This is a genomic window from Pseudarthrobacter sp. Hb11 (assembly GCF_059383655.1).
The window spans coordinates 64,371-77,579 of sequence record NZ_JBWZCM010000012.1 but is presented as its reverse complement, the minus strand read 5'-3'; the positions used below and the strand labels follow the sequence as shown (position 1 = coordinate 77,579).

Below are 13,209 nucleotides of genomic sequence, written 5' to 3'. Positions count from 1 at the left end.
GGGTGGGACCCGCAAGGGCCGTGGACTGGCCCGCCCTGGAAGCTGCCGCCGTCGACGCCATGGGCAGGGCCTACACGCCCTACTCGAAGTTTCCGGTGGGGGCGGCAGCCCTCACCGAGGACGGCCGCATCGTCAGTGGCTGCAACGTCGAAAACGCCAGCTACGGGCTGACCCTGTGCGCTGAGTGCGCTCTCGTGGGCAACCTCCACATGACCGGCGGCGGACTGCTCCGGGCGTTCTACTGCGTGGACGGCAAGGGCAACGTCCTGATGCCGTGCGGGCGCTGCCGCCAGTTGCTCTACGAATTCCGGGCACCAGGAATGGAGCTCATGACCACCCAAGGCATCAAGACCATGGACCAGGTGCTGCCAGACGCCTTTGGTCCCGAACACCTGGAGGAAACATGGTGACAGAGGCCCGCGCAGCAGAAAACATCGCCGAAGCGTTCGACGCCGTGGACATCATCCGCATCAAGCGGGACAAGGGCACGCTGAGCGCGGACCAGATTGACTGGACCATCGATGCCTACACGCGGGGAGCCATCGCGGACGAGCAGATGGCCGCCCTGAACATGGCCATCCTGCTCAACGGCATGAACCGCACCGAAATCGCCCGGTGGACGGCCGCCATGATCGCCTCCGGCGAACGGATGGACTTCTCCAGCCTGCGCCGCCCCGACGGTGGGCTGAAGTACACCTCGGACAAGCACTCCACCGGAGGCGTGGGGGACAAGATCACCCTGCCTTTGGCGCCACTGGTAGCGGTCTTCGGCGTCGCCGTTCCTCAGCTCTCCGGCCGGGGACTCGGGCACACCGGCGGCACGCTGGACAAGCTCGAGGCAATTCCCGGCTGGCGGGCCTCCCTCAGCAACGAGCAGATGCTGGCCCAGCTCCAGGACGTGGGCGCGGTCATCTGCGCAGCCGGCGCAGGCCTCGCTCCCGCGGACAAGAAGCTTTACGCACTCCGCGACGTCACCGGCACGGTTGAGGCCATCCCCCTCATCGCCTCGTCGATCATGAGCAAAAAGATCGCCGAGGGCACCGGGTCTCTGGTGCTGGATGTGAAGGTGGGCAGCGGCGCGTTTATGAAGGACGAGGCAACGGCCCGTGAATTGGCGGAGACCATGGTGGCGCTCGGTAAGGATGCCGGCGTCAACACCGTGGCTCTACTCACCAACATGAGCACGCCGTTGGGCCTGACTGCGGGTAACGCCATCGAGGTGGAGGAATCCGTTGAGGTGCTGGCGGGCGGCGGACCCGACGACGTGGTGGAGTTGACGGTCCGGCTCGCCGAGGAGATGCTCGCCGCTGCAGGAGTGCACGACGCCGACCCTGCGGCTGCCCTCAAGGACGGCCGCGCCATGGACGTCTGGAACCGGATGATCGAGGCGCAGGGCGGGGACCCGCGGGCCAAGCTGCCAGCGGCCCGGGAGTCCGAGGTGGTTTACGCCCCGGCGGACGGAGTGCTGGTGGAACTAGATGCCTTGTCCGTGGGCGTGGCAGCCTGGCGGCTCGGTGCCGGACGGGCCCGCAAGGAGGACGTGGTGCAGGCAGGCGCGGGAGTCCGCATGCACGCCAAGCCAGGCGCCGTGGTCCGGGCGGGCGAGCCCCTGATGACCCTGCTCACCGACACCCCGGAACGGTTCGCCCGCGCCAAAGAAGCGCTGGAAAACGCAGCAGTCATCGCACCCGAGGGATCACGGCCCGCACAGCGCCTCATCATTGACCGCATAGCATAGGGACCCATGCAGGCCATCAATGACTTCATTCTCGCGGCAGCCGGACAGCCCTGGGTGTTGTTCCTTGTTTTGGCATGCTGCATCATTGATGGCTTCTTCCCGCCCATCCCCAGCGAGTCAGTGGTGGTGGGTCTGTCCGCCGTTGCAGCCACCGCAGACGTTCCCAACCCCTGGCTCCTAATGCTGGTGGCGGCTTTGGGCGCCTTTTCCGGCGACAACATCGCTTACCTGATCGGGCGCAGGGTGGGCACCCGGCGCTGGGCCTGGATGCGGGGCCCCCGCATGCAAAGTGCCTTTCGGTGGGCAGGCCGGGAGCTGCGCAAGCGCCCTGCCTCGCTCATCCTTGTGGCGCGGTTCGTCCCGATCGGCCGGGTTGCGGTGAACCTCACAGCCGGGGTCACGCATTATCCGCACCTGCGCTTTGTGGGGCTGACTGTCCTGTCGGCCAGCCTGTGGGCGGCCTACTCGGTGGGAATCGGCCTGTTCTTCGGCCAGTGGTTTGAAAACAACCACCTCCTGGGCGCTGTCATCGCCATCATTTGCGCGGTGGCGCTGGGGATCGTGGTGGACCTCGTCATCAACCGGGTCCGGCGCAGGGCTCCGATGGTGGAACGGATGAAGGAACCAGAAGCGTAGCCGGACCGTTGTTCGGGCAGGACGGGGCGTAGCGTGTTGCGCCGCGGCCGTGGGACACTTAGGAACGATTTCCGCTTTGGCTGCGGCACTTTTGGCCGGTGCCATTTTGCATAGGAGCAAGACCGCGTGGAGTTTATTAATGAGGCCGTGCTCCATGCAGCTGGCCAATGGTGGATCTACCCGGTCCTGCTGTTGTTTTTCTTTGTGGACGGCTTCGCCATGGTGGTCCCCAGCGAGACCCTCATCGTGGCCCTTGCAGCGTTTTCCCGCCACAGCGGGGAACCCAATCTGTGGATCCTCGGCCTCACCGCGCTGATCGGTGCCATTGCCGGGGACAACATGGCTTTTATGCTCGGACGCCGGATCGGCCTGAACCGGTGGAAGTGGATGCGCCGGCCCAAGGTCCAGAAGGCCTTCGGCTGGGCCCGCTACGAACTGGACAAACGCGGCGCCGTGCTGGTCTTCACGGCCCGCTACATTCCCTGGGGCCGGGTGGCTGTCAACTACGTCGCCGGAAGCACAGGCTTCTCCCACCGCCGCTTCTTCCTGCTGGACGCCTTCGCCTGCTTCACGTGGGTGGGGTATTCCGTCGGGATTGGCCTGCTGGCCAGTTCCTTCCCGTGGCTGCACCACAACCCCCTGCTCAGTGCGGGCATTGCGGTGGTGTTCGCAATTGTGCTCGGTATCCTCATCGACCACCTGCTCCGGTTGTGGCACAAGCATCTTGCCCGCAACGACGCCGAAGAAGTGGATGAGTGGCTCGACGGCGGTCCCAACGGGGCACGGCACGGACAAACCGGCGCCACCGCGGTCATGGCACCCGCAGCCGCAGACGGCGGACCGGCCGCCACCTAGCCGCTGGCATTGAACTGCTGCCCACCCTAAGGTGGGGTACGTGACTGAGCCTATTGTTGACGCTGCCCCTGCCATCGATTTTGACCTGAAGAACCTGCCCAAGGTTTCACTTCACGACCACCTGGACGGAGGACTCCGTCCGGCCACCATCATCGAACTGGCCGAGGCCGTTGGGCACACCCTTCCGTCGACCGATCCGGTCGCGCTCGGGCAATGGTTTCGGGAATCCGCGAACTCCGGCTCCCTGGTCCGCTACCTGGAAACTTTCGACCACACCGTTGCCGTGATGCAGACCGCCGAAGGGCTCATCCGCGTAGCTAAGGAATTTGTCGAGGACCTTGCTGACGACGGCGTGGTGTACGGCGAAGTGCGGTGGGCGCCAGAGCAGCATCTGCAAAAGGGCCTCACCCTGGACGAAGCTGTGGAAGCGGTGCAGGAAGGCCTCGAGGCCGGCGTCGAGGCCGTGGGGGAGACCGGCCGGGAAATCCAGGTGGGCCAGCTGATCACCGCCATGCGCCACGCCGAACGCGGCCAGGAGATCGCTGAGCTTGCAGTCCGCCACCGCAACAAGGGCGCCGTCGGCTTCGACATCGCCGGAGCCGAGGACGGTTTCCTGCCCTCCCGTTTCAAAGAGGCTTTTACCTACCTTGCCCAGCAGAACTTTCCCGCCACGGTGCACGCCGGCGAGGCAGCCGGCCTGGAAAGCATCCAGTCCGCCCTGGTGGACGGCCGGGCGCTTCGGCTCGGACACGGCGTCAGGATCGCCGAGGACATCATGGTGGAGTTCGACGACGATGACGAGACCGAGGACACCATCGGCCTGGTGACCCTCGGCGACCTCTCCAGCTGGGTCCGCGACCGTGGCATCGCCCTGGAGATCTGCCCGTCCTCGAACCTCCAGACCGGCGCCATCGCCGGCTTCGGTGACGGCATCGAAAGCCATCCGCTGGACATGCTCTACCAGCTCGGCTTCAACGTCACCATCAACACCGACAACCGGCTGATGAGCGGCGTCACCCTGACGGACGAGTTCGACCTCCTGGTGGAAACCTTCGACTACGATCTCGACGACCTGCTGGAGCTCACCCTGAACGCCGCCGAGGCATCCTTTCTGCCCCTTGAGGAGAAGGAAGCACTGGTGGAGTACATCAACGACGCCTACGCAAACCTTGGCTAGCCAGCCGTCACCCCTGCCGGAGCTCATCGGCGTGATCGCCGCCCTGCGGGAGCACTGCCCCTGGATGGGCGCGCTGACCCATGAGTCGCTGGTGGAGTACCTCCTGGAGGAGGCCTACGAGGTGGCCGAAACCATCGAGGCCGGAACCGGCAAAGGAACCGACGACGCCGAACTCCGGGGCGAGCTGGGCGACGTGCTGCTCCAGGTGGTGCTGCATGCCCGGCTTGCCGAAGAGCGCGGCGCCTTCACGTTCGACGACGTCGCTCGCGGCCTGAGTGCCAAGATGGTACGCCGGAACCCGCACGTGTTCCGCCCGGACGGCTCCCTGCAGGACAGTTTTCCTGCCACGGTTGATGAGATCGTGCAGAAGTGGGACGCCGTCAAGCGGTCAGAGCGGCCCGGGCGGCGGGATCCGTTCGAAGGCATTCCGCGGGCGCTCCCCGCGCTGGCCCGGGCGCAGAAGTCCATCGACCGCGCGGCGAGGGCCGGGTTTCCGGAGGTTCAACCACCGGTGGTTCAACCACCGGTGGACGTGCCCGCTTTCACGTCGGAGGACGAGCTCGGCGAGCTGCTGCTCGCCGTCGTGCGTTCTGCCCGCGCCGGCGGATTCGACGCCGAGCGTGCCCTGCGCGGCGCGGTCCGGAACTACCAGCAGCGCGTCCCCGAGCAGCACCAACAGAGGTAACCGCACCATCATGACGTCCGGGGCCGGATAGGTTTCCGTAACCCGGACCACTCTCGACTACGCTGGTCCGTGACGAGTACGTCGAGTTTTCAGCTGTATTTCCCCCGTTAATCAGCCATAAGGAGCAAATTCATGGCGCTTATCGATGCCATCCACGCCCGCGAAATCCTTGATTCCCGCGGCAACCCCACAGTAGAAGTTGAAGTACTGCTCTCGGACGGCCAGATCGGCCGCGCGGCAGTTCCCTCCGGTGCCTCCACCGGTGAGCACGAAGCCGTTGAGCTGCGTGACGGCGACAAAGGCCGTTACCTCGGCAAGGGCGTCCAGAAGGCTGTTGACGCCATCATCGACCAGATCGCTCCGGCCCTGACCGGTTTCGACGCCACGGACCAGCGCAGCATCGACCAGGCCATGCTGGACCTGGACGGCACGCCGAACAAGGGCAAGCTGGGCGCCAACGCCATCCTCGGCGTTTCCCTGGCCGTTGCCAACGCAGCCGCCGCCTCCGCTGACCTGCCGCTGTACAAGTACCTTGGCGGCCCGAACGCCCACGTCCTGCCGGTCCCGCTGATGAACATCCTCAACGGTGGCTCGCACGCCGATTCCGACGTCGACATCCAGGAATTCATGGTTGTCCCGCTGGGTGCCGAGACCTTCTCGGAGGGCCTGCGCTGGGGCGTTGAGGTCTACCACGCCCTCAAGGCCGTGCTGAAGGAAAAGGGCCTCGCAACCGGCCTGGGCGACGAAGGCGGCTTCGCGCCGAACCTGCCCTCCAACCGTGCAGCACTGGACCTGATCCAGGAAGCCATCAAGAACGCCGGCTACACCCCGGGCAAGGACATCGCCCTGGCCCTGGACGTCGCCTCCTCCGAGTTCTTCACCGACGGTGCCTACCAGTTCGAAGGCAAGGCCCTGACCTCCGCCGAGATGAGCGCCTACTACACCGAGCTCGTCGCCGACTACCCGCTGGTCTCCATCGAAGACCCGCTGGACGAGAACGACTGGGACGGCTGGAAGACCCTCACCGACTCCATCGGCGACAAGGTCCAGCTGGTGGGTGATGACCTCTTCGTCACCAACCCCGCCATCCTGCAGCGCGGCATCGACACCAAGACCGCCAACTCCCTGCTGGTCAAGGTGAACCAGATCGGTTCGCTCACCGAAACGCTCGACGCCGTGAGCCTGGCCCAGCGCGCCGGCTACACCACCATCACCTCGCACCGCTCCGGCGAAACCGAGGACACCACCATCGCCGACATCTCGGTGGCCACCAACGCCGGCCAGATCAAGACCGGCGCCCCGGCCCGCTCCGAGCGCGTTGCCAAGTACAACCAGCTGCTGCGCATCGAAGAGGAACTCGACGACGCCGCGCGCTACGCAGGCCGCAGCGCGTTCCCGCGTTTCAAGGGCTAGTAGCCGCATCAACGACGCGTCGGTGGCTATGGTTGAAAGACCATAGCCACCGTTTTTGTTTCGGCAGTATTAGTTCCAGCCCAGCTAGTGGCGGCCCAGGCAGGCTGCGTGTTTCAGGAGTGTCATGGCTACCCGCCGTCCCAAAGTCCCAAAGGTCGCCCCACCCCGCCAGGCAACGATTGCGGAGGCCGACGTCATCCGCGCGGATTTCGGTACCGCCAAGGACAAGCCCGGCACGCATGGGGCCGGCGGGAAAGCCGCGGCACCGAACGCAGGCCACGCCGCGGGCGGCAACCCGCCCGGCTCCAGGACTTCGTCCGGATCCCACGGCGTCACCGCATCTGCCGGTGGAGGGAAAGGGAACCGTTCCCAAGGCACCTCCCCGGCAGCCGGCACCGAAACCGCGGATGACCAGCAGCCCGTCCCCGCCAAGGCGTTTTCCGGACGGATGCTCGCGCTGGCGGTGGTCATGATTGCCATTACCATCATGCTGGCGCCCACGGTGAAGATTTTCTTCGACAAAAGGGCAGAAATCGAAGCCCTGAATGCGGACATCGCAGCCCGGGTGGCTGAAGGTGACAGCCTGCGCCAGCAGGTCTCCCGCTGGGAGGACCCCAACTACGTGAAACAGCAGGCCCGCGACCGCATTAACATGGTTATGCCGGGCGAAACCGGCTACTGGGTCTTCGGCAGCGATTTGCCGGCCGGAGAAAGCAGTAGCCAAACCGGTGCAGCAGCACAAGACCCCGCCGATCTGCCGTGGGTGGATTCCCTGTGGGAGTCCATCACGCGCGCGGCCACAGACTGAACCGCAAAAGGAAGGACGGCCCGCGACAGTGGAACTTAACACGGCAGCCGCCCGGGACGAATCCCGCCAGCCATCAGCACGAGACCTGGAGGTACTGAGCCGCCAGTTGGGACGGCCGGTACGGGACGTCGTCGAGATTCCCGCGCGCTGCGTCTGCGGCAACCCGCTGGTGGCCGCAACCGCTCCACGCCTCGCCAATGGAACCCCGTTTCCCACCACGTACTATCTGACTCATCCGGTCATCACCTCTGCGGTTTCCCGGCTGGAAGCAGCAGGTGTGATGACCGAAATGAACGAGCAGCTGGCCGGTAACGATGAACTGGCCAACGCCTACCGCTCCGCGCATGAGGCGTACCTGGCAGCGCGTGCGGCCATCGGTGAACGGTCTGGAATCGGAGCTGTTCCTGAGATCGACGGGATATCCGCCGGCGGCATGCCGACCCGCGTCAAGTGCCTCCACGTCCTGGTGGGGCATTCCCTCGCAGCCGGTCCAGGAGTCAACCCGCTGGGGGACCAGGCCATCAACGCGATCAGTGAGTGGTGGACCACAGACAGGTGCTACTGCGAAGGCGCCTGGGATACGGCAGGGGAAGCTCCGTCCAGGGACCTCAGCCGGCACGGGCCGCAGGGGCTGCCGGACATCGTGGGCCGCCCTGCGCCGGTCCGGAAGACTTCCGGGACTGCCGAGGCCGGTAAATGACCCGCGTCGCCGCCATCGACTGCGGCACCAATTCCATCCGCCTCCTGATCGCGGACATCGACCGCAGCAACGGAACCACCAGCCTCACGGATGTCGTGCGCGAGATGCGCGTGGTGAGGCTGGGCGAGGGAGTGGACGCCACGGGCGAACTGGCCCCGGAGGCCTTGGAGCGGACGTTTGCGGCCACCGCCGACTACGCCAGCCTGATAAAGGAACACGGTGCCGTCAAGGTCCGCTTCGTTGCCACCTCCGCCAGCCGTGACGCACGGAACCGGGACGTGTTCGTGGACGGCGTCCGGGACCTCCTGGGCGTGGAACCCGAGGTCATTTCCGGTGACGAGGAAGCTGCGCTGTCCTTTGCCGGAGCCAGCAGCGTCCTGCCCATCCTTGACGGCCAGGAGGTGCTGGTGGTTGACCTGGGCGGCGGCAGCACCGAGTTCGTCCTGGGTACGGCAGCCGGGGTGACGGCGGCCAAGTCCGTGGACATCGGTTGTGTGCGCCTGACCGAACGGCATCTGCGCCAGGACCCGCCCACCGCCGAACAAATAGCTGCCGCGGAAGCTGACGTGGACGCCGCCATCGCCCGCGCCGGGCAGGACGTACCCCTGGAACGCGCCACCGCCGTCGTGGGCGTTGCCGGTTCCATTACCACCATCACCGCGCATGCCCTTCGCCTTCCTGAATATTCACCAGACGCGATTCACGGCACCGAACTGCCCCTCGGCACAGTCCGGGCGGCCTCCACCGAGCTCCTCACCATGACGCGATCGGAACGCGCCGGCCTGCCCTACATGCACCCCGGCCGGGTGGACGTCATCGGCGCCGGGGGACTGGTGTGGGGCCGGATCCTCGAACGGCTGGCAAAGCTCACCGGCGGGCGCATCGCAACAGCCACAGCCAGCGAACACGACATCCTCGACGGCATCGCCCTGAGTATCGGCTGACGGCCCATGCAGATATCCACCACCCGAATGAGAGCACCGCTTGGACGGACCGGCGCAGCCCTGCTCGCGCTGGTCCTGGCCGGCGGCTGCCTCGTCACCGGCCTGTTCACTGCCCAGGCGGCGCAGGCGGACGAATGGCGCGACAAGCAGTACTGGCTGGCGGAGTCCGGCATCACCAAGGCCTGGGAGGTTTCCAAGGGCGCCGGGGTCAAGGTGGCCGTGATCGACAGCGGCGTGGACGCCCAGCACCCTGACCTCAAGGGAGCCGTTGCCGGCGGCTATGACGCCTCCGGTTCAGGACAGCCCAACGGGCAGGAGGGCGTAGGCTCCAAGACGGAACACGGCACGCTGGTGGCCACCATGCTCGCAGGACGCGGCCACCAGCCCGCACGCGCCACTGCCTCGCCCAAGCCTTCGCCTTCACCCCGCCCCGGAGCCCTTCCCCCTGACGGAATCGTGGGGGTAGCTCCGGAAGCACAGATCCTCTCGGTCTCCACCTGGCTGGGCTCAACGAACCCGTCCGGCAAAAGCGACCAGGACCAGATCCCCGAGGCCGTCCGCTGGGCGGTGGATAACGGCGCCAGGGTCATCAATATTTCCCTCGGCAGCACCACCCCGCAGTGGCCGCAAAGCTGGGACGCCGCCTTTCTTTACGCCGAGCAAAAAGACGTAGTGATTGTGGCCGCCGCGGGCAACCGGGTGGGCGGCAACATCCAGGTGGGCGCTCCTGCCACCATTCCCGGCGTCCTCACGGTCGCCGGCGTGGACCGCAAGGGCACAGCCAGTGTTGACGCATCCTCCCAGGGAATCAGCATCGGCGTAGCGGCGCCCGCGGAGAACCTGCTGGGCGGCGTGCCCGGCGGCAGCTACGCGGAATGGGCAGGGACCTCCGGCTCTACGCCCATCGTTGCCGGTGTTGCGGCGCTGATCCGTTCCAAGTGGCCGGACATGAGCGCCGAACAGGTCATCAACAGGATTGTTTCAACTGCGAAGGACGCCGGAGCCCCCGGCAAGGATCCCCTGTACGGCTTCGGGGTCCTTAACGCAGAGGCGGCGCTGAAGGCCGACGTGCCGGAAGCAGCGGCAAACCCGCTTGGTTCCATTGCCGAGTGGATCCGGGTCCACCGGCGGGGCAACTTTGCCACCCCCGCACCGCTCCCCACCGCGGAAGTCCCCAGCGCGGCGCCCACCCTGCCGGAGGCCACCGTCCCTGCGGTAGAGCCGCCGTCGCAGCGGGACAGTGCTCTCGGCGCCGCCGTCGTCATCGGTTTCAGCCTGTTGTTCGTGGCGATCATCGCGGCAGCGGTCATCCAGCTCCGGCGGGCGGCGGCGAGACCGGCCGAGCTGGCCGAGGAGCCCGACACAGGGGTGATGGGCAGTGTGGATTCCGAGCGTCAGACCTAAGCCCTGTAGCTTTGGGACAGTTAGTGAAGATTTTCACAAACTGCGGTATCCTTGATCCATGGCAACCACCCCAGAGCTCCAGGACCGTCCCAGGGTACTCGTCGTCGGCGGCGGGTACGTCGGCCTGTACGTAGCACTCAAATTGCAGAAGAAGATCGCGAACGCCGGTGGCATCGTCACCCTCGTGGATCCACTGCCGTACATGACCTACCAGCCGTTCCTGCCCGAGGTGGCCGGTGGCAACATCGAGGCGCGCCACGCTGTGGTTTCCCACCGCCAGCACCTCAAGCAGACCGAATTGATCCAGGGCCGCGTGACCTCGATCGACCACGCCAACCGCACCGCCGTAGTGGCTCCCGCTGATGGCGGCGCGCACTTTGAGGTTCCCTACTTCGACGTTGTGATGGCCGCAGGTGCCATCACGCGTACGTTCCCCATCAAGGGCCTCGCGGACAAGGGGATCGGCCTGAAGACCATCGAGGAAGCTGTTGCCCTCCGCAACAAGGTCCTGGAGCGCATCGAAGTCGCCTCCACCATGACCGACCCCGCTGCCCGCGCCAAGGCACTCACGTTCGTGGTGGTGGGTGGCGGATTTGCCGGCATCGAGTGCATCACCGAAATGGAAGACCTCGCCCGGGCCGCCGTCCGGAACAACCCCCGCATCAAGCAGGAGGAAGTCCGCTTCGTCCTGGTTGAAGCCATGGGCCGGATCATGCCCGAAGTCACCGCCCAGCAGGCGGAATGGGTTGTGGAGCACCTCCGCAGCCGCGGCATCGAGGTACTCCTCAACACATCCCTGGACAACGCTGAGGGCAGCCTCAAGCTCATCAACCTCCCGGACAAGACCCCCGCCCAGGAGTTCGAAACGGACACCCTCGTGTGGACGGCCGGCGTGCAGGCCAACCCCATGGTCCGCTCCACCGACTTCCCGCTCGAGCCCCGCGGCCGCGTGCGCGTCCTGCCGGACCTCCGGGTTGCAGGCGATGAAGGCATCATCGACAACGCCTGGGCAGCCGGCGACGTCGCCGCCGTGCCGGACCTCACCGGAAAGGGCCTCCCGGACGGCACCTGCGTCCCTAACGCCCAGCATGCGCTCCGCCAGGCCAAACGCCTCGCCAAAAACCTGTGGGCCTCCCGCTGGGACAAGCCGCTGAAGGACTACAAGCACAAGAACCTGGGTGCTGTTGCAGGCTTCGGTGAGTGGAAAGGCGTTGCCAACATCAACCTTGTGGGCAGCATCGGCCTCAAGGGCGGTCTCGCCTGGCTCGCGCACCGTGGCTACCACGGCATGGCCATGCCCACCTTCGAGCGCAAATTCCGGGTGGTCTTCAACTGGATCCTCAGCTTCTTCGCGGGCCGCGACACCACGCAGCTGATGGACCTGGACAACCCGCGCGGCGCCTTCGTGGCAGCAGCTACCCCGGCTCCCAAGCCAGCCGCCGCACCCGCTGCGGACGCTCCTGCCCCGGTGGCCGGCGGTTCAGGTTCCACCGCCACCACGAAAGCGGACGTGCTCCCGGCCAGCGTCAAATAGACCTGCCCTGAATTAGCACACGACGGCGGCTGTCCCTTTTGGGGATGGCCGCCGTTCGCGTTTTCCAGGAAGCGTCTGCCCTGCCGCCGGCATCGGGCTTCTAGACTGGGCAGCATGACTGGCGAGAAGAACCTACAGGCCCTGCTGGCAGGGATGCACCCGGTCCGGCGCGCGGGTGAGTACGTGTACGTCCTGTGGCCGCACGGGCGGCCTTTGACGTCGGGCATCGAAGCGGCCGTACGGGAAGCTGAGGGCCTCACTGTGGTCCTGCCCCGTTCGCAGGCGGACAAGGAAGGATTGTCCTACGACTTCGTGGGCGCCTGGATTACCTTGCAGGTCCACTCCGCCTTGGAAGCCGTGGGACTCACCGCCGCCGTCAGCAAGGCACTCACTGATGCCAGGATCAGCTGCAATGTCCTTGCCGGGTTCCACCACGACCACCTCCTGGTGCCAGTGGCAGACGCCCCCCGCGCCCTCGAGGTGCTGGCAGAACTCGCGGCACAGAATGCGCCTGGGCAGGGCCGCGGGCAGGTACCCCGCCCTGAACTCCTGCTGCGCCAGGAGACCCGCGAGGACCGGGATGCGATCCTCGCCCTGACAGCGGAGGCGTTCGCCATCTCGCCCGCCACCGGTCTTCCGGCCGACGGGGAGCCGGTGGAGGTCAACGTGCTCCGGGAGCTCTTTGACGCCCAGGAGTACCTCCCCGGTTTCAGCTTGGTCGCGGTCCTGGACGGCGAGGTGGTGGGGCATGTGATCAGCACACGCGGATGGGTGGGCGGACAGGAACTGCTGGGCCTCGGCCCCATCGGTGTCACGCCGCGGCTCCAGAGGCACGGCATTGGTTCTGCATTGATGAAGGAGAGCATTGCCAGGGCAAACGATGCGGGGGAGATCGGTATCGCCCTGCTCGGCAGCCCCGAATACTACTCCCGCTTCGGCTTTGTCCCGGCCGCAACGTTGGGTGTGCTCCCGCCCGAGGCCCAATGGGGCGAATATTTTCAGCTGTTGCCGCTCGCCCTGTGGCCTGGCGGCGTCCGCGGCACGTTCCGGTATGCCGAACCGTTCTCACGCCTTTGACGGGATACCATTGAGCCGTTGCCCCAGTAGCCCAATTGGCAGAGGCAGCGGACTTAAAATCCGCGTGTTGTGGGTTCGAGTCCCACCTGGGGTACGTGGCAGAACCGGCCGCCAGGGGCCGCAGAGAGAGGAAGCCGTCCGCGCCGCGGGCGGCTTTCCTGCGTTTGATTCCACATATGCAACGACTGTTATGTAAGTGTGACCTCTCTCACTTATCTTCCCCGGGCATATGCATTAG

Annotated in this window: 13 protein-coding genes and 1 tRNA gene; all 14 read left to right on the top strand. The window is 66.1% G+C overall.

Annotated elements, in window-relative coordinates; translation table 11 throughout:
• Window positions 1-2 precede the first annotated feature (2 nt).
• The 14 genes from AC50X7_RS15315 (at window position 3) to AC50X7_RS15250 (ending at window position 13,065) form a co-directional block, all read left to right on the top strand.
• Entirely contained in the window at window positions 3-410 is a 408-nt protein-coding gene (locus tag AC50X7_RS15315) for a cytidine deaminase (RefSeq protein ID WP_494979802.1), read from the top strand.
• A complete protein-coding gene (locus AC50X7_RS15310) occupies window positions 404-1,738 on the top strand; it encodes a thymidine phosphorylase (protein WP_494979801.1) in 1,335 nt (444 codons plus the stop codon). Before AC50X7_RS15315 ends, AC50X7_RS15310 begins: the two co-directional genes overlap by 7 nt.
• Window positions 1,739-1,744: 6 nt before the next feature.
• Window positions 1,745-2,374: a DedA family protein gene (locus AC50X7_RS15305; RefSeq protein WP_494979800.1), complete on the top strand. Its 630-nt coding sequence runs from the start codon at window positions 1,745-1,747 to the stop codon at window positions 2,372-2,374.
• Between the two features lie 126 nt (window positions 2,375-2,500).
• Window positions 2,501-3,229, top strand: a complete 729-nt coding sequence (locus tag AC50X7_RS15300; RefSeq protein ID WP_494979799.1) for a DedA family protein — start codon at window positions 2,501-2,503, stop codon at window positions 3,227-3,229.
• 40 nt (window positions 3,230-3,269) lie between these two features.
• Entirely contained in the window at window positions 3,270-4,406 is a 1,137-nt protein-coding gene (locus AC50X7_RS15295) for an adenosine deaminase (RefSeq protein WP_494979798.1), read from the top strand.
• 64 nt (window positions 4,407-4,470) lie between these two features.
• A complete protein-coding gene (locus AC50X7_RS15290; RefSeq protein WP_494979834.1) occupies window positions 4,471-5,091 on the top strand; it encodes a MazG nucleotide pyrophosphohydrolase domain-containing protein in 621 nt (206 codons plus the stop codon).
• Between the two features lie 132 nt (window positions 5,092-5,223).
• The gene (gene eno, locus AC50X7_RS15285) at window positions 5,224-6,504 is read left to right on the top strand and encodes a phosphopyruvate hydratase (protein ID WP_307095956.1); all 1,281 of its coding nucleotides are present in this window, start codon (window positions 5,224-5,226) and stop codon (window positions 6,502-6,504) included.
• Between the two features lie 124 nt (window positions 6,505-6,628).
• On the top strand, window positions 6,629-7,312 hold the full coding sequence (locus AC50X7_RS15280) for an FtsB family cell division protein (RefSeq protein WP_494979797.1): 684 nt from the start codon (window positions 6,629-6,631) through the stop codon (window positions 7,310-7,312).
• Between the two features lie 28 nt (window positions 7,313-7,340).
• The gene (locus tag AC50X7_RS15275) at window positions 7,341-8,012 is read left to right on the top strand and encodes a DUF501 domain-containing protein (protein ID WP_494979796.1); all 672 of its coding nucleotides are present in this window, start codon (window positions 7,341-7,343) and stop codon (window positions 8,010-8,012) included.
• Complete coding sequence (locus AC50X7_RS15270; protein ID WP_494979795.1) at window positions 8,009-8,956, top strand: Ppx/GppA phosphatase family protein; 948 nt, start codon at window positions 8,009-8,011, stop codon at window positions 8,954-8,956. The genes AC50X7_RS15275 and AC50X7_RS15270 overlap by 4 nt, the downstream gene beginning before the upstream one ends.
• Before the next feature lie 27 nt (window positions 8,957-8,983).
• On the top strand, window positions 8,984-10,360 hold the full coding sequence (locus AC50X7_RS15265; protein WP_494979794.1) for a S8 family serine peptidase: 1,377 nt from the start codon (window positions 8,984-8,986) through the stop codon (window positions 10,358-10,360).
• Window positions 10,361-10,418: 58 nt separating this feature from the next.
• On the top strand, window positions 10,419-11,894 hold the full coding sequence (locus AC50X7_RS15260; protein ID WP_494979793.1) for an NAD(P)/FAD-dependent oxidoreductase: 1,476 nt from the start codon (window positions 10,419-10,421) through the stop codon (window positions 11,892-11,894).
• Window positions 11,895-12,008: 114 nt separating this feature from the next.
• The gene (locus AC50X7_RS15255; protein ID WP_494979792.1) at window positions 12,009-12,971 is read left to right on the top strand and encodes an N-acetyltransferase; all 963 of its coding nucleotides are present in this window, start codon (window positions 12,009-12,011) and stop codon (window positions 12,969-12,971) included.
• 20 nt (window positions 12,972-12,991) lie between these two features.
• A tRNA-Leu gene (locus AC50X7_RS15250) sits at window positions 12,992-13,065 on the top strand.
• The last annotated feature ends 144 nt before the right edge of the window (window positions 13,066-13,209 follow it).

What these genes read in the sequence shown, in the direction of transcription:
- AC50X7_RS15310 (WP_494979801.1), top strand. Translation starts at nt 404, where the DNA reads ATGGTGACAGAGGCCCGCGCAGCAGAAAACATCGCCGAAGCGTTCGAC.
- AC50X7_RS15305 (WP_494979800.1), top strand. Translation starts at nt 1,745, where the DNA reads ATGCAGGCCATCAATGACTTCATTCTCGCGGCAGCCGGACAGCCCTGG.
- AC50X7_RS15290 (WP_494979834.1), top strand. Translation starts at nt 4,471, where the DNA reads ATGGGCGCGCTGACCCATGAGTCGCTGGTGGAGTACCTCCTGGAGGAG.
- eno (WP_307095956.1), top strand. Translation starts at nt 5,224, where the DNA reads ATGGCGCTTATCGATGCCATCCACGCCCGCGAAATCCTTGATTCCCGC.
- AC50X7_RS15280 (WP_494979797.1), top strand. Translation starts at nt 6,629, where the DNA reads ATGGCTACCCGCCGTCCCAAAGTCCCAAAGGTCGCCCCACCCCGCCAG.
- AC50X7_RS15270 (WP_494979795.1), top strand. Translation starts at nt 8,009, where the DNA reads ATGACCCGCGTCGCCGCCATCGACTGCGGCACCAATTCCATCCGCCTC.
- AC50X7_RS15265 (WP_494979794.1), top strand. Translation starts at nt 8,984, where the DNA reads ATGAGAGCACCGCTTGGACGGACCGGCGCAGCCCTGCTCGCGCTGGTC.
- AC50X7_RS15260 (WP_494979793.1), top strand. Translation starts at nt 10,419, where the DNA reads ATGGCAACCACCCCAGAGCTCCAGGACCGTCCCAGGGTACTCGTCGTC.
- AC50X7_RS15255 (WP_494979792.1), top strand. Translation starts at nt 12,009, where the DNA reads ATGACTGGCGAGAAGAACCTACAGGCCCTGCTGGCAGGGATGCACCCG.